18 protein-coding genes, 5 tRNA genes and 1 riboswitch are annotated in these 19,574 nt (G+C 44.9%); of the genes, 16 read left to right on the top strand and 7 right to left on the bottom strand.

Going from position 1 to position 19,574, the window contains the following annotated elements:
- The first annotated feature begins 20 nt into the window (after nucleotides 1–20).
- The 4 genes from DEHRE_RS12330 to DEHRE_RS12315 all read left to right on the top strand — a co-directional run bounded on the left by DEHRE_RS12330 (nucleotide 21) and on the right by DEHRE_RS12315 (nucleotide 1,064).
- Nucleotides 21–620 carry an XTP/dITP diphosphatase gene (locus DEHRE_RS12330; protein ID WP_025206139.1) on the top strand — a complete coding sequence of 200 codons (600 nt, stop codon included), beginning with the start codon at nucleotides 21–23 and terminating at the stop codon, nucleotides 618–620.
- A 141-nt stretch (nucleotides 621–761) separates the two neighbouring features.
- Nucleotides 762–838: transfer RNA gene (locus tag DEHRE_RS12325), tRNA-Pro, on the top strand.
- 27 nt (nucleotides 839–865) lie between these two features.
- A tRNA-Arg gene (locus tag DEHRE_RS12320) sits at nucleotides 866–942 on the top strand.
- 46 nt (nucleotides 943–988) lie between these two features.
- A tRNA-His gene (locus DEHRE_RS12315) sits at nucleotides 989–1,064 on the top strand.
- Nucleotides 1,065–1,202: 138 nt separating this feature from the next.
- On the opposite strand, the gene DEHRE_RS12310 is transcribed toward DEHRE_RS12315, so the two are convergent.
- Nucleotides 1,203–2,360: an aminotransferase class V-fold PLP-dependent enzyme gene (locus tag DEHRE_RS12310; RefSeq protein ID WP_019224755.1), complete on the bottom strand. Its 1,158-nt coding sequence runs from the start codon at nucleotides 2,358–2,360 to the stop codon at nucleotides 1,203–1,205.
- Between the two features lie 202 nt (nucleotides 2,361–2,562).
- On the opposite strand from DEHRE_RS12310, the gene yedE reads away from it, so the two are divergent.
- The 11 genes from yedE (at nucleotide 2,563) to clpX (ending at nucleotide 11,565) form a co-directional block, all read left to right on the top strand.
- Nucleotides 2,563–3,639 carry a YedE family putative selenium transporter gene (yedE, locus tag DEHRE_RS12305; RefSeq protein WP_025206138.1) on the top strand — a complete coding sequence of 359 codons (1,077 nt, stop codon included), beginning with the start codon at nucleotides 2,563–2,565 and terminating at the stop codon, nucleotides 3,637–3,639.
- Nucleotides 3,640–3,699: 60 nt separating this feature from the next.
- The gene (locus tag DEHRE_RS12300; protein ID WP_019224757.1) at nucleotides 3,700–3,903 is read left to right on the top strand and encodes a sulfurtransferase TusA family protein; all 204 of its coding nucleotides are present in this window, start codon (nucleotides 3,700–3,702) and stop codon (nucleotides 3,901–3,903) included.
- Between the two features lie 34 nt (nucleotides 3,904–3,937).
- Complete coding sequence (locus tag DEHRE_RS12295) at nucleotides 3,938–4,186, top strand: putative Se/S carrier protein (RefSeq protein ID WP_019224758.1); 249 nt, start codon at nucleotides 3,938–3,940, stop codon at nucleotides 4,184–4,186.
- A gap of 353 nt (nucleotides 4,187–4,539) precedes the next feature.
- Nucleotides 4,540–4,671: a hypothetical protein gene (locus DEHRE_RS15505; protein WP_282432031.1), complete on the top strand. Its 132-nt coding sequence runs from the start codon at nucleotides 4,540–4,542 to the stop codon at nucleotides 4,669–4,671.
- 485 nt (nucleotides 4,672–5,156) lie between these two features.
- The gene (locus DEHRE_RS12285) at nucleotides 5,157–5,924 is read left to right on the top strand and encodes an IclR family transcriptional regulator (RefSeq protein WP_025206136.1); all 768 of its coding nucleotides are present in this window, start codon (nucleotides 5,157–5,159) and stop codon (nucleotides 5,922–5,924) included.
- A 283-nt stretch (nucleotides 5,925–6,207) separates the two neighbouring features.
- Entirely contained in the window at nucleotides 6,208–6,825 is a 618-nt protein-coding gene (locus tag DEHRE_RS12280) for a hypothetical protein (protein ID WP_019224760.1), read from the top strand.
- Nucleotides 6,826–6,936: 111 nt separating this feature from the next.
- Nucleotides 6,937–7,010, top strand: a tRNA-Gln gene (locus DEHRE_RS12275).
- Between the two features lie 10 nt (nucleotides 7,011–7,020).
- Nucleotides 7,021–7,105 (top strand) — tRNA-Leu (locus DEHRE_RS12270).
- Nucleotides 7,106–7,442: 337 nt separating this feature from the next.
- Complete coding sequence (locus DEHRE_RS12265; RefSeq protein WP_025206135.1) at nucleotides 7,443–8,600, top strand: MGDG synthase family glycosyltransferase; 1,158 nt, start codon at nucleotides 7,443–7,445, stop codon at nucleotides 8,598–8,600.
- 311 nt (nucleotides 8,601–8,911) lie between these two features.
- Nucleotides 8,912–10,261, top strand: coding sequence for a trigger factor (gene tig / locus DEHRE_RS12260; RefSeq protein WP_019224763.1), 1,350 nt, complete (start codon nucleotides 8,912–8,914; stop codon nucleotides 10,259–10,261).
- A gap of 50 nt (nucleotides 10,262–10,311) precedes the next feature.
- Entirely contained in the window at nucleotides 10,312–11,565 is a 1,254-nt protein-coding gene (gene clpX / locus DEHRE_RS12255; protein WP_019224764.1) for an ATP-dependent Clp protease ATP-binding subunit ClpX, read from the top strand.
- A gap of 221 nt (nucleotides 11,566–11,786) precedes the next feature.
- On the opposite strand, the gene DEHRE_RS12250 is transcribed toward clpX, so the two are convergent.
- The 6 genes from DEHRE_RS12250 to DEHRE_RS12225 all read right to left on the bottom strand — a co-directional run bounded on the left by DEHRE_RS12250 (nucleotide 11,787) and on the right by DEHRE_RS12225 (nucleotide 17,628).
- A complete protein-coding gene (locus DEHRE_RS12250; RefSeq protein ID WP_025206134.1) occupies nucleotides 11,787–12,980 on the bottom strand; it encodes an adenosylcobinamide amidohydrolase in 1,194 nt (397 codons plus the stop codon).
- A gap of 1 nt (nucleotide 12,981) precedes the next feature.
- Complete coding sequence (locus tag DEHRE_RS12245; protein ID WP_025206133.1) at nucleotides 12,982–14,253, bottom strand: heme ABC transporter ATP-binding protein; 1,272 nt, start codon at nucleotides 14,251–14,253, stop codon at nucleotides 12,982–12,984.
- Entirely contained in the window at nucleotides 14,254–15,303 is a 1,050-nt protein-coding gene (locus tag DEHRE_RS12240) for a FecCD family ABC transporter permease (RefSeq protein ID WP_019224767.1), read from the bottom strand.
- Nucleotides 15,304–15,317: 14 nt separating this feature from the next.
- Complete coding sequence (locus tag DEHRE_RS12235) at nucleotides 15,318–16,235, bottom strand: ABC transporter substrate-binding protein (RefSeq protein ID WP_025206132.1); 918 nt, start codon at nucleotides 16,233–16,235, stop codon at nucleotides 15,318–15,320.
- Nucleotides 16,236–16,355: 120 nt separating this feature from the next.
- A riboswitch (cobalamin riboswitch) is annotated at nucleotides 16,356–16,531 on the bottom strand.
- Between the two features lie 45 nt (nucleotides 16,532–16,576).
- On the bottom strand, nucleotides 16,577–16,741 hold the full coding sequence (locus tag DEHRE_RS14510; RefSeq protein ID WP_019224769.1) for a type II toxin-antitoxin system antitoxin: 165 nt from the start codon (nucleotides 16,739–16,741) through the stop codon (nucleotides 16,577–16,579).
- A 23-nt stretch (nucleotides 16,742–16,764) separates the two neighbouring features.
- On the bottom strand, nucleotides 16,765–17,628 hold the full coding sequence (locus DEHRE_RS12225) for an SPFH domain-containing protein (protein WP_019224770.1): 864 nt from the start codon (nucleotides 17,626–17,628) through the stop codon (nucleotides 16,765–16,767).
- Nucleotides 17,629–17,828: 200 nt separating this feature from the next.
- Between DEHRE_RS12225 and lonB the strand changes: the two genes are divergently transcribed.
- Nucleotides 17,829–19,574, top strand: coding sequence for an ATP-dependent protease LonB (gene lonB, locus DEHRE_RS12220; protein ID WP_025206131.1), 1,746 nt, complete (start codon nucleotides 17,829–17,831; stop codon nucleotides 19,572–19,574).

Genomic DNA, 19,574 nt, shown 5'->3' with positions numbered 1-19,574 from the left:
TCCGAAGGAGGTTTGTAAGGATGCAGGTCTTGCTTGCGACAATGAATAAGGGCAAAGTAATGGAACTGGAGGAATTGCTTAACGACGAAAAAATCGAAATTCTGTCGTTAAGCGATCTTCCGAATTATCAGGAGGTTGAAGAGTCTGGCAGTACATTTGCCGAAAATGCTTTTATTAAGGCGCGGGCTGCCTGCGCCGCGGGAAAAATGATTACGCTGGCAGACGATTCAGGGCTTGAAGTGGATGCTCTGGCGGGAGCACCCGGCATTTTTTCGGCACGCTATGCCGGGGAACCGAAAAATGATGAGCATAATATAGAAAAACTTCTGACAGACCTGGAAGGCGTACCTGAGGAAAACAGGACTGCCCGCTTCCGCTGTGCACTGGCGATCATCTGTCCTGACGGCCAGGAATATTTGACGGAGGGATCGGTTGAAGGAAGAATACTGACCGAGAGAATTGGAACCGGTGGGTTCGGTTATGACCCTGTGTTTTACCTGCCTGACCTCCAGAAAACGATGGCGGAGCTTAGTCTGGATGAAAAAAATTGTCTCAGCCACAGAGCCCGGGCTTTTGCAAAAGCAGTTCCATTGCTGACAGCATTAATGAAATCATTTTGATCGTTATTTTGATAGTAAAATGACAATCTGAGGTATAAAAAGATCAATAGAAATTTGAAGAAATTTGAAATGCATAAAATTAAAATGTTTCTTGACTAGTTTTTTCTCTTGGGATATACTATTCATTGTCACAAAAAGCGGCGGGGTATAGCGCAGTTTGGTAGCGCGCCTGCCTTGGGAGCAGGAGGCCGGGGGTTCAAATCCCTCTGCCCCGACCATAATCAATGCTGCAGTGATTAAAACATGCGCCTGTAGCTCAGCCGGATAGAGCATCTGCCTTCTAAGCAGGTTGTCGGGGGTTCGAATCTCTCCAGGCGCACCATTTTTCATTTAAAAGTGTATTTCTCAAAAACAAAAAAATATTCATGGTGGATGTGGCGAAGTGGTTAACGCACCGGATTGTGGCTCCGGCACTCGTGGGTTCAAGTCCCATCATTCACCCCATATAAAAAGATTGGGCTTTATCGCAAGATAAAGCTTTTATTATTAGGAATGATGGAACTTGAACAGAAAACGCGACCTATGGAAGCATTTACCCGCCCCGGCGTGATAGCCGCGAAGCGACGGAGCAAGTCCCATCATTCACCCATCAGTAATTCTCCTAATGGCTTCAATTGAATAATCCACTTCCTTGTTGGTATTATAGTGCCCAAATGAGAAGCGTAGAGTTCCGGTTGGATAAGTTTTCAATGTTTTATGGGCATTTGGAGCGCAATGCAAACCTACCCTTGTCATCACGCCATAGCGATTGTCAAGCTCAAACGAAATCTCGGCAAGATCGCGTTTGGTGGTCTGAATGGATACAACCGCTGTGCGATTGGTTATATCCGGCCTCCCAATAATCCGAATATCCGGTAATGATTTCAGCTTTTTCAAAAAACGGGCGGTCAATTCGAGTTCTTTTTCTCGAATCTTATCAATGCCTGTTTCCAATAGATACCGCAAAGCTGCATGAAGTCCGAAAATTCCCGGAAGATTCATCGTGCCTGCTTCAAATCGGTCCGGCATGAAGCCTGGTACTTCCTCTGTATGGGATAAACTCCCCGTTCCGCCGCTGATAAGGGGGTTTATTAACGGAAACATAGCTTCTGTCGTGATAAAGCCGCCGATCCCCTGCGGTCCCAGTAAACCCTTGTGTCCGGTAAAAGCGAGGACATCAATACCCATTGCTTGCATATCGATTGGAATAACTCCAGCCGTCTGGGCGCTATCAATAATAAAAGCCAACCCCTGTTCTTTGCAAAAACTGCCTACTTTCTGAATAGGAAGAAGTGTCCCGCAAACGTTGGAAGCGTGGGTCATGACGATCGCTTTAGTGTTCGGCCTGAGCAGCCTGGGTACTTCTTCGAACAATAACTCTCCATCCTCAGTACAGGGAATCCTATCAAATTCTACTCCGGAAGTTTGAAGCTGGATCAAAGGTCGCATGACCGCGTTATGTTCCATTGCTGAAACAAGCACATGATCGCCATTATGCAAGAAGCCTTTTAAGATCATATTTAAACTAGTTGTGATATTTGGAGTGAAAATAACGTTTTTACAGTTGGGGTAATTGAATAACTCACAAATGAGTTCTCTGGTTTCAATCACAATTTCATCCGCTGTATAGGCACTTTCGTAGCCACCCCGACTGATATTTGCACCGATACTCTGCATGTAGTGCACTACTGCAGCAGAAACTGAAGCTGGTTTAGGAAAAGTTGTACAAGCATTATCAAAATATATTTTGGTGAGATTCATTTTTTCCCTTTCTAACTGATGTTATTCAGCTTATATTATAGCTCAATTTTGTTGCGTTAATATATTGGAATAATCTATTCATAAAGACTTTTATTATTGAAAATTTCAATTTTTTTTTATAAACCTATTATGGTAATATTATCTCCATATGTTAGACACATAATGTCTAAATAATGATATTACAGAAGGAGGTCATTGAAGAGTGATCAAAAACGAAAAGATTGTAATTGTTATCGCTGGAATTATCATTGGTATTATTTCTGTCACACTGGTGCTTCTAGGCAATCCAGCCAATATGGGCTTTTGTATTGCCTGCTTTGTCCGTGACACAGCAGGTGCGCTGGGTTTGCATCGGGCCACTGCCGTCCAATACATACGACCGGAAATTATTGGTTTGGTTTTGGGATCCTGTCTGATGGCTTTAAGTAAAAAAGAATTCTCACCGCGAGGTGGTTCTTCCCCTTTAACGCGGTTTATTCTTGGATTTTTTGTTATGATCGGAGCGCTGATGTTCCTGGGATGCCCCTTCCGGATGATTCTACGACTTGCCGGCGGAGACTTAAATGCTCTCGTTGGCTTGGTTGGATTCATCTGTGGCATTTTAGCAGGGATATTCTTCCTTAACAGGGGCTATACATTAAAAAGAACCTATAGTCTTCCGAAAATTGAGGGAGTCATATTCCCGGTGATACAAATTGTGTTTCTTTCTTTACTCTTGGCAGCGCCTGCCTTTATTTATTTTACGGAAGCAGGAGCCGGTCCCGGAGCCAAACATGCCGCGATCGCAATTTCTCTAGCTGCGGGTATCCTTGTCGGTATCTTAGCGCAAAGAACCCGACTTTGCATGGTTGGCGGCATTCGGGATCTAGTATTATTTAGAGAATGGAAATTGTTGCTTGGTTTTCTGGCTATCCTGGCATCTGCTTTTGTTATGAATACCGCTACCGGTAACTTATCCGTGGGATTTGCCAATCAACCCATTGCCCATACGGACGGTTTATGGAATTTTCTCGGTATGCTTACGGTTGGTTTTGGCTCGACACTCCTTGGAGGCTGTCCGCTTCGGCAAATGATTCTTGCCGGCGAAGGCAATACGGACTCCGTTATTACAGTGATTGGGCTATTTGCCGGCGCAGCCTTTGCGCACAATTTTTCTTTAGCTTCTTCAGCTAAAGGACCTACGACCAACGGCATGATCGCGGTCGCTATTGGTTTGGTTGTCATGCTGATAATCGCTGTGGTCAACACCCGGAAGGCCGCTGCAACTGTGAATAATTGACATACGCTTTGATATTTATTCAAATGTAAAAAATTACATTACATTGAGAGGAGAATTGACATGCTCGATGCAAGAGGCCGTTCATGTCCAGAGCCTGTTATCATGATCAAGAAAGCAATGGCTTCCAACGAGGATGAATATACCATACTGCTTGACAACCGTACCTCTTTGGAAAATGTCTCACGTTTTGCGAGAGTTGCAGGATATCATAGTGATTATACTGAAGAAAATAGGATCTTTACATTGAAAATAACAAAAAAATAATAATGCAGCACAAACATCGAAGGGGAATCCACTTATGGAATACATCGCAACCTTTTATTCGCATTATGGCGCGATGCGCTTTAAAAAAAAGTGTATAGCCAATAACCTTCATGCGGTCGTAATGCCTGTTCCCAGAAGTCTCAGCTCTTCTTGCGGCAGCTGCGTCAAGTATGAAGATCACCGGGACTTTGTTGCACCGGAAAATCCGGATGAAGAGATTGAACAAATAGTCTGCATTGAAACAACCGGGTACCGGCAGGTATATAAGGCTAAAGGAGCATGATTGCTTATAGTTTGTTTCTAACCCAAGTATAGTTATAATAAATACTAATTATAAAAATTAATTACTTGTATTCTGTAAAATAATTGGTTAAAATCCAGGTAGGTTAAGAAATCAAATACAGCATGAGAAACGGTGTTTTTTCAAAGGTAAAAGCCCGCAAACACGCATGGATTATGGCTTGTGGTATCGCGGCAGTCACAGAGTGATTGTGGCTCCGGCACTCGTGGGTTCAAGTCCCATCATTCACCCCATATAAAAAGATTAAGCTTTATCGCAAGATAAAGCTTTTTGATTACCCGCCCCGGCGTGATTGCCGCGAGGCATTGGAGCAAGTCCCATCCTTTTTTTTCATCATGGGGTTCGTCAGTAACCTGACCCCTTTAGGGTGGTGCAATTTTTTTTATGGTGATGCTGCCTGCGTCGTGGCGGATGCTTCCGCGGATAGACCGCTCTGGCCGCTGCTGTTTAATGCAATGATTTTATAATAATAGGTTATCTCCGAATCTAGGCCTGTATCCGTGTAAGGGAGCGCTGCCACATTTTCCGCTATCGTACTGTAGGTGCCCTCGGGAGAGGACGCCCTGTAAACAGCTTGATCTTGTAATAATAAGTATTGCCTGATGTCAGGCTGCCATCTGTATAATTGGTATATACCGTCGAGGCAATCTCTGTATAGGTCCCTGAATACGAAGCCGAGCGGTAGACCGCGTAAGAGGTCATTCCACTGATTAAATTCCAGGAAAGATAGATTTGCCCTGGTCCGGAGGATTTCGCTGAAAGGCTTGAGAAAGATGCAAGGGTCGTGGCGCCGGCATAGGAAGAAAGTGACCATGAAACAAGTATACCATTTTTTGGTTTATTATCTGTAAATTATTTGTAAATCCTTTGGAGTATTCAATTTAATTTTTTATTGTTATTCTTATTAAAATCAGCCATAATAGAAATCAGCAAGAAGATGGGAGGCCTGTTTGTGACAGAAAGATATGTTCAGACTGTGGAAAGAGCGCTGGATATATTGGAAGTGCTGGCCAGTTCTAGGGAATCATTCGGCGTGACTGAAATTGGTAGCAAGATAGGGCTGCATAAAAGCACGGTACATCGGATTATTCAGACTTTATGCTATCGGGGATATGTCGAAAAAGAGAAAGACAGGGAACGGTACCGTCTCGGGATAAAAATAGCCGAAGTTGGCAACGCATTTTTCAATCAGCTTGAAGTCCGGAAGGTTGCCGAGCGCTATCTGGAAAGCCTGGCTAAAACCTTTGATGAAGTAGTTCATCTGGTTCTGCCCGACAACGGCGAAGTGGTGTTTATCGATCATAAGGAAAGTTCCCAGTTGATCGGCATGCACTCCAAGGTAGGCAGCAGAGGCTACATGCATTGTACGGCGGTTGGTAAAGCAATCCTTTCCACTTTGCCGGAAGAGGAAGTAAGGCTTATTCTGCAGAAAAAGGGTATGCCCCGTTTTACTCAGCAGACGATTACAGATCCGGAAAAACTGATCGAACAGCTGAAGGAAATAAGAAAAACAGGCATTGCAGTTGCCGCTGAAGAAACTGAAGTCGGGGTCATTAACATAGGAACGCCCATTTATGATTATTCGGGCGGAACTATTGGCGCGATCAGCATTTCCGGACCAATTAACAGGCTGATGGAGAAAGGGATTGAAAAGGTTGGTCAGGAAATCAAGCGTGTTGGTCAGGATATATCCTTCAGATTAGGATATTCTGGCCGCTGATATTACAGTAATCTGCCAAAAGAAACGCTTGACGGAAGTAGAAAACTAGTACATAATATTAATACTACATTTTCAAATATTTCAGAATCTTTCTGTGTTAGTTTGCATAAAATAACCAAAAGATCAGAATCAAGCTTCAGCAAAAAAACCAAAAGGTGGACACGGAAATGGGTTTAGATCAGATATGAAACGGTGTTTCAAAGAATAAAACAAACTTATTTTTATGCGTATAAAATGAAACGGTGTATCATATAGTGAGACGAAAGTGGGGGGGTAATTGATTATGATGAGAATTTCATCAATAGCTTATAATCAGGATAGAGATTGTATAGGATGCGCTATCAGAGATGAAAAGCAAATATCCACCTATATTCTGTCTTTTCAGATTGCAGACCAGTTGCTGTCGCGTTATCAAGGAAAATGGGGTATTTCCGGCAACGGGATTACACTTCTTTTTACGGATCTAGACCATCCGCTGACGATTGATTATGATTCCGGGATCATTAATTACGGATCCCTTACGACAGCATTTTATCATCGCTATAACCCTGCTAAGGGGCTGACAGTGCTGGTTGAGGATATTTGTTCCGACCTTGCGATCCCGCAAAGTGAGCCCATTGAATATGAAGAATATTTTTTTAGATTGTTCGTCAAACTTGTGGAAATTTTCCATGCCCGATGCAATGTTCAGATCTTACCTGGTAAAAATGAAGGCGAATGGGAAATCCGTTTAGGCGAGGGGGAAGCTTCCGGCTGGATCGGAAAAGATGGAATTGCCGAAAACCGGTTTGGTGAAAAAATCGATATAAAACAATGGCAGAGTCTCAGGATTGAAAAAGCAGCGCTTTATGTCTTTGGTTTTAACTCTTTCTGCAAAAACTTTCAGTGTCCGATTAAATAAGGACACTATTTTTTTGTATTAACTTTTGTTTGACAGGGCAAAATTTTTTAAGTATAATACTGTTTGCGTGTTAGAACCGTCAGAATATTGCATAACCGGTTTTCATTCCAATGGGGTATCGCCAAGCGGTAAGGCATCGGACTCTGACTCCGACACCGGTGGTTCAAATCCATCTACCCCAGCCAACTTTTACATGCGGGAGTGGCGGAACTGGCAGACGCACTGGATTTAGGTTCCAGCGGGTAACTCCGTGCAGGTTCAAGTCCTGTCTCCCGCACCAAAATTGATGATTTCGAGGCAGTTGACCTATAAAGAAGGTTGACTGTCTTTTTTGTTTCTGCATTTCCAGCCTTAGATTTCGTTTCTTACGCACTAGATAATAAATCGGCAAAATGGAGGTGCCGCAACAAAGAAGTCGCAGAAGAGTAACACCAAATGTGAAAAAATCGAGAAAAAGTATTTAAATGTCGACCGGCAATTATTATAATATGGATGTAGCAGGAATAATCCCGGATTCTTGGACTAGAATATCTTTCATATATAATTATCTGATCCGGTTCATAATATAAATAGTAATGACACCAAATGAAGAGAGTGTTTGGAAGGGGAAAAAAGAAGTGTCGGGAGTTCTGATTTTTTCATCAAACTATGGTGAAGGACATTTCCAGGCAGGTGAAGCACTCGCCGAAGCTTTTCGTCATCAACTTTCGCCAATAGAGGTAAAGCACTTAGATTTTGGTTCTTTTTTTTACTTTAACACGGATTATTTTATGAGGAAAGCCTACGCAACAATGATCAAGAAGACGCCAAAACTCTGGAGAATACTCTTTGAAAAGACGGCAGGATTGACTGCCGAAGATTGCCGGAAGTTTGTGCGGGGATTGGAAACGAAGAAGCTGTTGGACTGCATCTGGAAGTTTAATCCTGATGTGATTGTAAGTACCCATTTTATACCGGCTGCCATATTGGGTGAACTGAAGCTGAAAGGGCTCCTTTCTGTTCCGCTGGTCACGGTGGTGACGGACTACCTTGTTCACGGCGTATGGATCCACTCCGGAACGGATAAGTATATTGTAGGTTGCAAGGATGCCTGTACCAGGCTCGTGGAGGCAGGAATAGCGCCCCAGAACGTGATTCAGTCCGGGATCCCTCTCCGGTTAAGATTTGAAGAACCCATGCAAAAAAGCGCTGCTAAACAAAAACTGCGGCTTGACCTGGACCGGAAGACGGTACTTATCATGGGTCTTAACGGTAAGCCCGTAAGCAATGTTTCAGAACTGAAGGATATTGTCCGGAACTTGGCTCAGGATATTTCGGCACAATTATTGGTGGTTTGCGGCTACAATAAAGAGCTGTACCATGCGCTTAACAGTGAAATTAGGGAAACGAATCTTTGCATCAGACTCTACGGTCATGTCGACAATGTTCAGGAATTGATGGCAGCTTCTGATCTTATGATCACTAAAGGAGGAGCATTGACAATTTCCGAAGCACTGACCATGGGACTTCCCTTGCTGATGTACAGACCCATCCCGGGGCATGAAAAAGGAAATGCTTATTTCGTTGAACAAGCGGGAGCGGGGAAGGCTTTCGGTACCCCAGATGAACTGATCCGCTACACAGTAGAACTGTTTAAGCATCCTGCCAGACTGGAAACAATGAGTTTAGCGGCACGGATGATACTGCCGGTCAATCCTTCACAAAATGCAGCTGCCTATATTTTGACACTCGGGAAAAACATCAAAACCAATCCGTTCAAAACAGAAGCGATATAATACCCGGCAGAAAATCTGCCCGTCATTGTATTTCAAAACAAGGGTTAACAAGGCACTAGATTTAAACAGAATATCAAGCGTTTTCCTTGATTCTTTGAAAAACTTCTGATAATATTAACTGGTCAATATCAGGTTTACTGGAAAGGGGAAACGGATGTTTCCTCTTTCTGAACTTGTTGCTTTTTTCCAGGGATTTACGCTTAAGCTAGGTTTGCATTTTTTTGAAAAAGGGCAGAATATCCTGGTGTGAAATGTTGATACTATTTAAATATAAAAAATAATGTAAGGTTAAATTCCAAGGAGGAGCGGACATGTCTGTCAAGATCGAAAAGAAGAACAATAACATCTACGAAATGGAAATTACGGTTGGGGTTGAAGAGGTTTCTGCAGCTTTTGACCGGGTGATGAAAAGAGCTGGCCAGGGACTCAGCATACCAGGTTTTCGCAAAGGAAAAGCCCCCAAGCATATAATAGAAAGGTATGTTGATAAAGACGCTGTGAAAAATGAAGTGATGGAGCAGGTCTCTTACCCGGCTTTATTTGAAGCCTATAAAGAGCATTCTATTACGCCAGTTTCCAGGCCGGCTATGCAGGTCGTCCAATTTGAGGCAGATAAAGATCTCATTTTTAAAGTTACGGTAGAGACCAAACCTGATGTAGAGCTGGGACAATATAAGAGTCTTGGCATCGAAAGACAGGCTGTTGAGGTTACAGACGAGCAGGTGGCCGAAGAACTGGAACGCCGTCAAAACAGACATGCTAAACTTATTCCGGTTGAAGACGGAGAAATCATTGACCAGGATATCGTCACGATTGACTTTGAAGGATTCCTGGGTGATGTGCCGTTTGAAGGAGGAAAAGGCGAGAATCACGAGTTAACCATCGGTTCCGGCACTTTTATCCCTGGATTTGAGGAACAATTAAAGGGTGCTAAGAGTGGTCAGGAACTCGAAATCAGTGTCAAGTTCCCGGAAGGCTATCACAGCGAAGAGCTTTCCGAAAAAGATGCCATGTTTAAAGTCAAGATCAACGGTATTAAGAGAAAAGAACTGGCGGCTCTGGACGACGAGTTTGCCAAAGACGTCAGCGAATTTGACACGTTGGAAGAATTGAAGCAGGATATCAGAGAAAAGATGATTTCAGCTGCAGAAGCCAGACGTGACAACGAATATAAGACCGAAGTTATTAAGAAGGTCGCTGAAAACGCAGTCTGTGAAATTCCTGAAGGAATGAAACAGGAGCGCATTGATGCGTTAATGGAAGACCTGCAGCAGAACATGTCCTATCAAGGAATTTCCATGGAGCAGTATTGCCAGTATGTCAATACCAGCAGAGAAGCGCTTCGCGAATCCTTCAGCCAACAGGCAACTGATGGACTAAAAACTGAACTTGTCCTCGAAGCAATTGCGGAAAAAGAAGGAATTACGGTTACCGATGAAGAAATTGAATCCGAGATTAATAGAATGGCTATGCAGTATGGCAGGACAGCTGAAGAACTGAAGTCAGCTCTTGAAGCTCGCGGCGAGATGCAGATGTTCAAAATGAGTTTAACATCAGAGCATACCGTTGATTTCCTGGTCAAGAACAATGGAGCAGGGCAGGAAAGTGCCGCAGCACAGAACACGGATTCAGAGAGTAATGTAACGGAGGAAAATGAATAAGATAGTTATTGCGACAATGATAAGGGAATTCTCAGTAAAGGGGTGAGCATATGGCAAAGTTTAACGATGAAAAGAATCAACTGAAGTGTTCCTTTTGCGGTAAAACACAGGAACAGGTCAAGAAACTGGTAGCAGGTCCCGGGGTATACATTTGTGATGAATGCATCGAGCTCTGTAATGAAATCATAGAAGAGGAGCTCCAGGATGATGTAGGTTCAGAAATTGGAGAGATACCTAAACCAAAAGAAATCAGAAGTATTCTTGATCAATACGTTGTCGGTCAGGACGAAGCAAAAAAAGCATTATCTGTTGCAGTTTATAACCATTACAAGCGTATCAGCATTGGCATGAAGGTCGATGATGTCGAACTTCAGAAATCCAATATCATTATGCTCGGTCCAACAGGTTCCGGTAAGACGCTGCTTGCTTCTACACTGGCTAAAGTTCTTAATGTTCCATTTGCTATAGCGGATGCAACCTCACTGACGGAAGCCGGCTATGTCGGAGAAGATGTCGAGAATATTCTCCTCAAACTGATTCAGGCTGCTGATTATGATATTGAGAGGGCAGAGCGAGGGATCATCTATATTGATGAGATCGATAAGATTGCCCGGAAATCTGAGAATCCATCCATTACCAGGGATGTATCAGGTGAAGGTGTCCAGCAGGCACTGCTCAAAATTCTGGAAGGTACAGTAGCCAGTGTTCCTCCACAGGGAGGACGCAAGCATCCCCACCAGGAATTTATCCAGCTCGATACCACGAATATCCTGTTCATTGTTGGCGGGGCTTTTGATGGCATTGACAAACTGATTCAAAACCGTATCGGCAAGAAAGTGATGGGTTTTGGGGCGGAAATTCAAAAGAAAAATGAAAAGAACGTCGGGGAATTCTTAAGGCAGATACTGCCGGTAGACCTCTTAAAATACGGATTAATCCCCGAGTTTGTCGGAAGACTTCCTGTCATTGTCACCTTGGATGCTCTGGATCAGGATGCGCTGGTCAGCATTTTGACCCAGCCCAAAAACGCCTTGGTCAAACAGTATGAAAAACTGCTGGAAATGGACGGCGTAGGGCTGGAATTCAAAGAAGATGCGCTTAAAGCCATTGCTGAAGAAGCGATTCGCCGTAATACGGGAGCGAGGGGCCTCAGGGCGATTATGGAAGAAATCATGCTGAATGTAATGTATGATATTCCAACCCGCTCGGATGTCACCAAGTGCATCGTTACCAAGGATACAATTCTTCAACGAATTGAGCCTGAGCTTATCACAGTGGATAGCAAGAAGGAAGAATCAGCTTAAACAGAATAAATCTAAACCTATGAGATACTGTTAATAGTTTTATGCTATTGGCAGTATTTTTTGTAAACTTAGGGTTTACGTCATGTACCCTAACCGCTCTTCGGCTATTGCGCCATCCTTGGCGCAATAGCCGAAAAGCGGTATTGTGGCTCACAGACTTACCCTCACATAATGGTAATGTAATATACAAAATGAAAAAACAACAATTTGAGGATACTGTTCTAGCCGAACTTCGCTGCAGCAATGATCCTTACTGTCAGCACTGCAAAGCAATGGGACATTGCCGTTATGGCATCGTAAACGGAGCTGTAGGAAATTAAGAAATCATTCAGAAAATCATGTAAAAAATCATCCGGTAAATCATAATTTCTCCTGAGACGTTCAATGATGATTTTCCCTTCGGAGGCAGCCTGAGCAGGTGATAATAACTGCCAGTCCAATTGATCCATCAGATGGACATAGAGCGTAGCCGGGATCACAAGTTCCTCTTCGCATTCTATCTTTTTTAACCTGTTCAGGAACTTTTGCTTATCTAGTGATCCTGGTTTTCTCGATTCCGCTTGATTCGGAACTCCCGCTCGAGACGTAGATTCCTGACACAGGACACCGATGCCCTTCTGATATTCCTGCCAGAGGGTTTCTTCATTGATACCGAATCTTTTCAGGCGGTTCAGCAGACTGAATTGGTATTCCGGACAAAGACCGGTCTGCAGGAAAAGAGCCTCCTTCAAAGCCTGTTTGACGGTAATTCCAATCAGCTCTCCCAATTTGCTGTGTTTGCCGGCATAGAAAAGCCGGGAGCCAGACTTGCTGTTGCAGATGATGACCGTCCCGTCTGTGCCTGATCCTGTGGCGATGCCTCTGGAATAACAGCTGCCGGCCATAAGCTCCTGCAGGGCAGCCGTTTTGGCTTCTGTACAGGTCACAAGTGCTCGGGTCAGGGTCTCTTCCGGAAGATCGGCATTGATATACAGCAGAATATTAATCGTTCCAGCTGGAATGGTTACCGTTTCCCCCTGCCGTTCATGAAAAAAAGCGGGATCACCGATCCGGCCGCCGTTCATTTCGATGCCGCCGGTTACCACTGCGGTGACAGTTAGATCTTCGTAGCTTGCTGTCCGAATAGCCACATTATTCATGGCAGCAGCCGTCAGAAGGCCTGCGGAGGCTTCAGGATCAAGATCCAATTTCGTGGCAATCAGCTTCATATGTTCCTCATAGACGGCTGGAGTGATGTCACACGTCAAACCCATCCCGGAATTAATATCGTGGTTAAAAACAAATTTCAGGTTTTCGCGGTAACCACCGTTTAAATGGGCGGTACTCAGGACCTTGCGGTCATCCTTGAAAGAAATAATGATACTGTCTTTATAGCGCTCAACAGTATCACCTGTTTCGTAAGTCCACAGAAGCAAATCATTTTCCTCCGATCCTACCTAATAGTTCCCGGATACTGCCGAACTTCTCTGCGCCGTGCTGCATCATGCCGGCAAGAAGGCTGTCAGCTTTGCCACCGGTAAAATCTCCTGTGTAATCCCACTGTTCTGATTCAGTTTCCACAATCATTACTTTTTTGTTTTTAAGGTGTAAGGCCACGGAAACCTGTTCTAAATTGACGATGTTCCCGTACCCGAAAGGGACAGACAAAACAATGATCAGGTCTGCTTCATTTAGAAGCTCTTCGTTCATGTTAAAGGCTTCGGCGGAGATGGGGGAAAAAGGAGCTTCTTCGGAAACGGCAATGCCGAGCTCTTTGGCTTTTTTCCAGTCCGAATCTCCAATGTTCAGGACGCCGCAGCTCACCTGATAACCGGCCTGAACCAATTGTTCCATCAGATAGACACCGCTTCCGCCGCCGCAGAGTAAATGGATACGTACATCCCTGGCAGCCTCACTCCGGTCCTTCTTTTTACTTAACGGAATAATATTAAAGCGTCCGGTGATTTCATTCGTCGTAATCGCAACTTCGATATGGTAGCTGTCCCGGATCTTCTGGGCTGTCAGCACTTCAACAGGACTGCCATAAGCCACAATTCTGCCTTTATCGAGAAGAATGATTTTATGGCTGAACTGGGCAGCAAGGTTAAGATCGTGCAAAACAGCGATTACGGTCAGGCTTTTGGTTTTATTCAAACGATCCAGAAGTTCCAGCAATTCATATTGGTGCTGGATATCTAAATGAGAGGTGGGTTCATCGAGCAGCAGGACTTTGGGTTCCTGAGTTAAGGCTCTGGCCACAATGACTCTTTGCCGCTCGCCTCCGCTTAGTTCGTTCACAGAGCGGTCCTTCAGGTGCCAGACGTTTGTCAGCTCCATCGCCCATTGAGCAATCTCCACATCCTTTTCAGAATCGCCCTCAAATCGCTTTTGATGAGGCATTCTGCCCATCAGTACCGTCTCCATGACAGAAAAAGCAAAATCCCCTCCGGTATCCTGGGGGACGACTGCAATCGTTTTGGCAAGATCTTTTTTCTTAATCTTAAAAATATCCTGATCATCGAGCAGGACGGCCCCCTTCTGGGGAGTAATTTCTGCGGTAATATTTTTCAGCAGGGTAGACTTGCCGGACCCGTTGGGGCCGATGATGGATACAAAGCTGCCCTTGCTGATTTCCAGGCTTAAGTCTTCCAGAATATTTTTACTGCCATAGGCGAATGTAAGGTTGCTGGCAATGATTAAAGAATCCACTTATATTACTCTCTCTTTCTTTTTCTTCAGCAGATAGATGAAGAAGGGTCCACCAAAAAGCGCAGTGATGACACCAACAGGGATTTCCTGTGAGCCCAGGCATGTCCTGGCAATCGTATCGGTAATCACCAAAAAGGTCCCGCCCACAAGAAAGGAGAGTGGAAGCAGGACCCGGTGATCCGGACCGACCATAATCCTGACAATATGTGGAACGATTAGTCCGACAAAACCAATGGAGCCGCAGGATGCCACGGCTCCCGCTGTTGTCAGGGAGGTGGCCATCAGCAGAATGATTTGCAGTTTCCCAAGATTGATGCCAAGATGCTGGGCGGCACTGTCGCCGAATACCATTGCATTCATTTCCTTCGCTAAAGTGAATAAGACAATCACGCCAATAATGATAAACGGCGCGGCAAGTTGGATATGCTCCCAGCTCTTGTTGGCAAAACTGCCCATGAGCCATAGATAAATTTTATCGATATCATCCGTATTCAAAACCATCAGAAAAGACATGACTGCTGACAGAAACGCACTGAGTGCGACCCCTGCCAGCAGAAGTGTCGTGACAACGACTTTTTTCCCGACTTTGGCTAGGGAGTAGACGATCCAGGTTGTCAGAAAAGCACCGATAAAACTGAAAACAGGAATTTCGATCATGCCCAGGAAACCGCCTGCTCCGGTAATGATGGCGATCGTCGCACCCAAACCTGCTCCGGAGGATACACCCATTACGTAAGGATCGGCCATCGGGTTTTTGAAAAAACCCTGCAGGGTACCTCCGATGACGCCCAGAGCTCCGCCAACCAAAGCTGCCAGAATGATTCTCGGAACACGCAGAGACCAGATAATCGTTTGATGGACATGGGGATAGTCTTCAGCATGAAACCAGTGATTCAATAAAGGTACTTTGCTCATGATAATTCCGGCGCTCTCTTTAAACGAAATATCTGCTGAGCCAACCGTTGTGCAAAAAATGCCCACAGCAATCAAAAACAAGGTGAAGCAGATCAGCAGGTACTTCCAACTTTTCCGGTTTTTTAAAACATCCATGATCAATAGCACCATTAATTTCCAAAAATTTCAGGATGAATAATTTTTGCGATTTGCTCCAGACCGTCAATGACTCTTGGGCCTGAGCGGCTGATCAGGTTGTCGTCGACAGCATATACCTTGTTGTCTTTCACCGCACTTAAGACTTCATAGCCGGTTCTGTTTTGGATATCAGCTGGGGTATGGGCATGAGTATTGATGATGTAATAATCCGGATCGGCTTGGAGCAGACTTTCCATGCTGTAATTATAAAATTTTTCAGTATTGCCGGCAGCAATATTGACGCCTCCGGCAACTTCGATAAGGTTATTGACAAAACTGGTTGAACCGGCCGACATCAGAGGATCGTCCCAAATTTCCACAAATACAGTTGGTTTGGCGATGTCTTTGAGTTTGGAGGTTATATTTGTCATTCTGGTTCTCATATCTGCAGTGACTTTCTTGGCTTCTGCTTCCTTACCAGTCAAAGAACCAGCCAATTCGATATTGCTGATAACCTGATCGATCGTATCGGCATCGAGTACAACAACCGTCACCTTCAGCTCTTCAAGCTTCTTGATGACATCTTCCTGCACGCCGGCTGCAATAAAGACCATATCAGGCTCGGCAGCGACAATCGTTTCCAGATTCGGGTTCTTAAATCCGCCCATTTTTTCTTTAGTCAACGCTTGCTCGGGATAATCACAGTAATCGGTTACACCGATAATTTCCTGATCAAGGCCAATGGCAAAAAGTATTTCAGTAATAGCAGGGGCCAAAGAAATAATTTTCTGGGGGTACGCGTCAAGGGTGATCTGTCTGCCCATCGTGTCTGTAAACGTTTTTCCCTTCAAGGCCTGCTCATTTTGCGTTGAACAGCCTGTGGCCAGTCCAAGGGCCAGGGTAAGCACCAGGGGCAGAATCAACAGCAGTGCAATTGGTTTCTTCTTCATAATCATTTCTCCTTTGTTTCGATTCTTTTTAAATAAAACAAAACAAAAGTCTCTTATATTCTAAGAGACTTTCCCATTCTAAGTCATTTAATCATTGAAGGAAGTGTTCTTACCATTACATCATCTTCCCAATCCTAGGCAGGTCTCCTGGCTTACGGGTCATTCTCCTCCCGGCCTTCCCAGATCATATCCAGTGGCATTCGGAATTCGTCTCCGCATACAGTGGTGGGTCCGCGCCGGTTTCCCGGTCTTCCCTATTATCCTCATCCTGAGGCACCTGGGATTAATCATTCATTTCTCATTTCCCTACGCTAACAATATTGCATAGAAGGCCCTTTTTGTCAATCTGAATTTTTTTTAGGAATCCTTCCGGCTTTTCGGACGCTTTCCCGCAGGAGATATTCAATGTGAGCGTTGACGCTCCGAAATTCGTCGGACGCCCATTCTTCAATAATGCTGAATAGCTTTGGATCGATACGCAGCGGAAAGTTCTTCTTGTCTGCCATTATCCTGCTCCTGCCAATGCTTTTTAATACAGGGTGCCGGTATTGAGTACTGGCTGGGCTGAACGGTCGGAGACAATTGCGACAAGTAGGTTGTTGATCATTGCCATCTTGCGTTCGTCGTCAAGTTCGATTGTCCCGCTGTTTTCCAACTGCTGAATGGCCATCTGGGCCATTCCGACAGCACCTTCCACAATTTTCTGACGGGCGGCCAGGATTGCGTTGGCCTGTTGCCTCTGAAGCATGGCGCTCGCAATCTCGGTGGCATAGGCCAGGTGGGTCAGGCGGGCTTCAATTACTTCCACGCCGGCAAGTGTAAGGCGCTCCTGAAGTTCCTTCGCAATTTCTTCGGCTACTTCCTCGGTGTTGCCCCTTAAGGAAACGTCACCTTCTTCATAATTGTCATAAGGATATTTGGTTGCAACATGGCGCAATGCTGTCTCACTTTGGATTTCTACAAACTGCTCATAATTGTCCACATCAAATACAGCTTTAGCAGAGTCAACCACTTTGATTACGACAACCGCAGCAATTTCAATCGGATTGCCGTCGACATCATTGACTTTCAAACGCTCACTGTTGAAGTTGCGGACTTTTAGAGAAATCTTTTTTGCTGCAACGAACGGAACCGTCATCCAGATGCCAGGTTCGCGAATGCTGCCAATATAGCTGCCGAAGAATGTCAGTACTTTGGCTTGATTTGGCTGGACAACCTGGATGCCGGTTGACACAATCAGTGCCAGAAGAAGCAGAATGGCTGCCAGTACGATATTCGTGAATCCTGTTTCTTTGACTGAGGCGATAACATTAAATACTGTTGCAGCTAAAAGGGCTAAAAAAATGAGAATGCCTAAGAACCCGTTAATTTTCCATACTTTTTTTTCGATCATAGTTTATCATCCTTTCTTGGAGAAAAATCCAGTCTGATCGAACTGGATCAAACAACTGGATCATACATTTAATTGATATGATTATGATATCACTTTAATATAATTAATGCAACTGGTTCTGCGGGTGATTTTGGCAATATGTTTTGAATCTTCTGATCTGGTAAATACTACATAGAGAGTCTTGAGCAGGAGGTACAGGAATGGAAGGTTTAGGGTTCGGGTCACTACTGGCGATGATTCAGCTGGCTTTTGTATTGGTTGTCGGGATTTATTTCTGGACGATGTTAAGGCAGCAGTACTCGACGAGATCTGCTGTGGAGAAGGAGTCCGTAAAACAAAAAGAAAAGCTGCAAAGAATGCGTAAAATATCTTTGACGATCCCGCTGTCGGAAAAGACCAGACCGGAAGTCTTTGCGGAGATCATTGGACAAAAAGAAGGCGTGAAAGCACTTCGGGCTGCTTTGTGCGGGCCGAATCCCCAGCATGTCCTGCTGTACGGGCCTCCGGGCGTCGGCAAAACAGCCGCAGCCAGGCTTGTCCTTCAAGAAGCTATGAAAAATTCGCTCTCACCGTTTAAAAGTGAGGCAAAATTTATTGAAATTGACGGTACGACGGCCAGATTCGATGAGAGAGGGATCGCTGACCCGCTGATTGGTTCTGTCCATGATCCGATTTATCAGGGAGCTGGCGCCATGGGGATGGCGGGAATACCGCAGCCGAAGATGGGTGCAGTCACCAAAGCCCACGGTGGGATTCTTTTTATTGATGAAATTGGTGAACTTCACACTATCCAAATTAATAAACTGCTTAAAGTGATGGAGGACCGCAAGGTTATTCTGGAAAGCTCGTACTACAGCTCTGAGGACAGCAATGTCCCTGAGCACATCCACGATATTTTCCAAAACGGCTTGCCGGCAGATTTTAGAATGATTGGTGCGACGACCAGAAGACCGGAGGAAATACCAGCGGCAGTACGCTCACGCTGTATGGAAATCTTCTTCAGGGCGCTTCAGCCGGAGGAAATTGCAGTCATCGCCAAAAATGCCGCCGAAAAAATTGATATAGAGATCACAGACAGAGCATTGGAAGTTCTTAAAAAATACGCCACGAACGGCAGAGAAGCTGTCAATATCGTGCAGCTGGCAGCCGGAGTCGTTCAAAATGAAGGCCATTGCTGTATCGATGAGGAGAACATTGAGTGGGTGGTTACGACCGGACAATACACGCCAAGGCCGGAGAAAAAAATTCCGCCTTTCCCCCAGATAGGATTGGTCAACGGCCTAGCAATCTACGGAGCAAACCTTGGCATGCTCCTGGAAATCGAGGTCACAGCCTACCCGGTCAGGAACCGTAAGGGAGAGCTCTATGTAACCGGAATTGTTGAAGAGGAAGAATCAGGTTATGAGGGTAAAAAAACGCGCCGGAAAAGTATGGCGCGCTCCTCGCTGGAAAATGTTCTGACGGTGCTTTGCCGGGAGCATAGGATTGAACCGCGTCATTACGATATCCATGTCAATTTCCCCGGGGGAGTTCCAATGGATGGTCCGTCGGCAGGGACGGCAATGGCGACCGCAGTGTATTCAGCAATTAAGAAATGCAAGGTAGACAATACCGCAGCTATGACCGGGGAGTTATCGATTCGGGGCAGAGTAAAACCGGTTGGCGGGATCAGTGCCAAAATTGAGGCAGCCGTCCAGTCAGGGTGTAAAAAAGTATTTATTCCGCAGGAAAACTGGCAGGCCAGGTTTGCTCACTGGGAAAAGGACATCCAGATCATTCCGGTGGAAACGCTCGATGAGATATTGAATGCAGTACTGCAACCTGTTCTGCCGACCACCGACATGGTCGAAGTGGATTTGTCGGAAAAGGAGGTATCGCTGAATAAAGTGCTGAAAAGGATAAAAATTCCATCAGGCAATTTGCATGAACAAGGTAAGCCGTGTTAA

Origin of the sequence: Dehalobacter restrictus DSM 9455 (assembly GCF_000512895.1) — a bacterium.
Taxonomy (GTDB): domain Bacteria; phylum Bacillota; class Desulfitobacteriia; order Desulfitobacteriales; family Syntrophobotulaceae; genus Dehalobacter; species Dehalobacter restrictus.
The sequence above is the reverse complement of the archived record's forward strand: the minus strand, read 5'-3'. Positions and strand labels throughout refer to the sequence as shown.

Coding starts and splice junctions, on each gene's coding strand:
- DEHRE_RS12330 (WP_025206139.1), top strand. CDS start 21: ATGCAGGTCTTGCTTGCGACAATGAATAAGGGCAAAGTAATGGAACTG.
- DEHRE_RS12310 (WP_019224755.1), bottom strand. CDS start 2,360: ATGAATCTCACCAAAATATATTTTGATAATGCTTGTACAACTTTTCCT.
- DEHRE_RS12300 (WP_019224757.1), top strand. CDS start 3,700: ATGCTCGATGCAAGAGGCCGTTCATGTCCAGAGCCTGTTATCATGATC.
- DEHRE_RS12295 (WP_019224758.1), top strand. CDS start 3,938: ATGGAATACATCGCAACCTTTTATTCGCATTATGGCGCGATGCGCTTT.
- DEHRE_RS15505 (WP_282432031.1), top strand. CDS start 4,540: ATGGGGTTCGTCAGTAACCTGACCCCTTTAGGGTGGTGCAATTTTTTT.
- DEHRE_RS12280 (WP_019224760.1), top strand. CDS start 6,208: ATGATGAGAATTTCATCAATAGCTTATAATCAGGATAGAGATTGTATA.
- tig (WP_019224763.1), top strand. CDS start 8,912: ATGTCTGTCAAGATCGAAAAGAAGAACAATAACATCTACGAAATGGAA.
- clpX (WP_019224764.1), top strand. CDS start 10,312: ATGGCAAAGTTTAACGATGAAAAGAATCAACTGAAGTGTTCCTTTTGC.
- DEHRE_RS12240 (WP_019224767.1), bottom strand. CDS start 15,303: ATGGATGTTTTAAAAAACCGGAAAAGTTGGAAGTACCTGCTGATCTGC.
- DEHRE_RS12235 (WP_025206132.1), bottom strand. CDS start 16,235: ATGAAGAAGAAACCAATTGCACTGCTGTTGATTCTGCCCCTGGTGCTT.
- DEHRE_RS14510 (WP_019224769.1), bottom strand. CDS start 16,741: ATGGCAGACAAGAAGAACTTTCCGCTGCGTATCGATCCAAAGCTATTC.
- DEHRE_RS12225 (WP_019224770.1), bottom strand. CDS start 17,628: ATGATCGAAAAAAAAGTATGGAAAATTAACGGGTTCTTAGGCATTCTC.
- lonB (WP_025206131.1), top strand. CDS start 17,829: ATGGAAGGTTTAGGGTTCGGGTCACTACTGGCGATGATTCAGCTGGCT.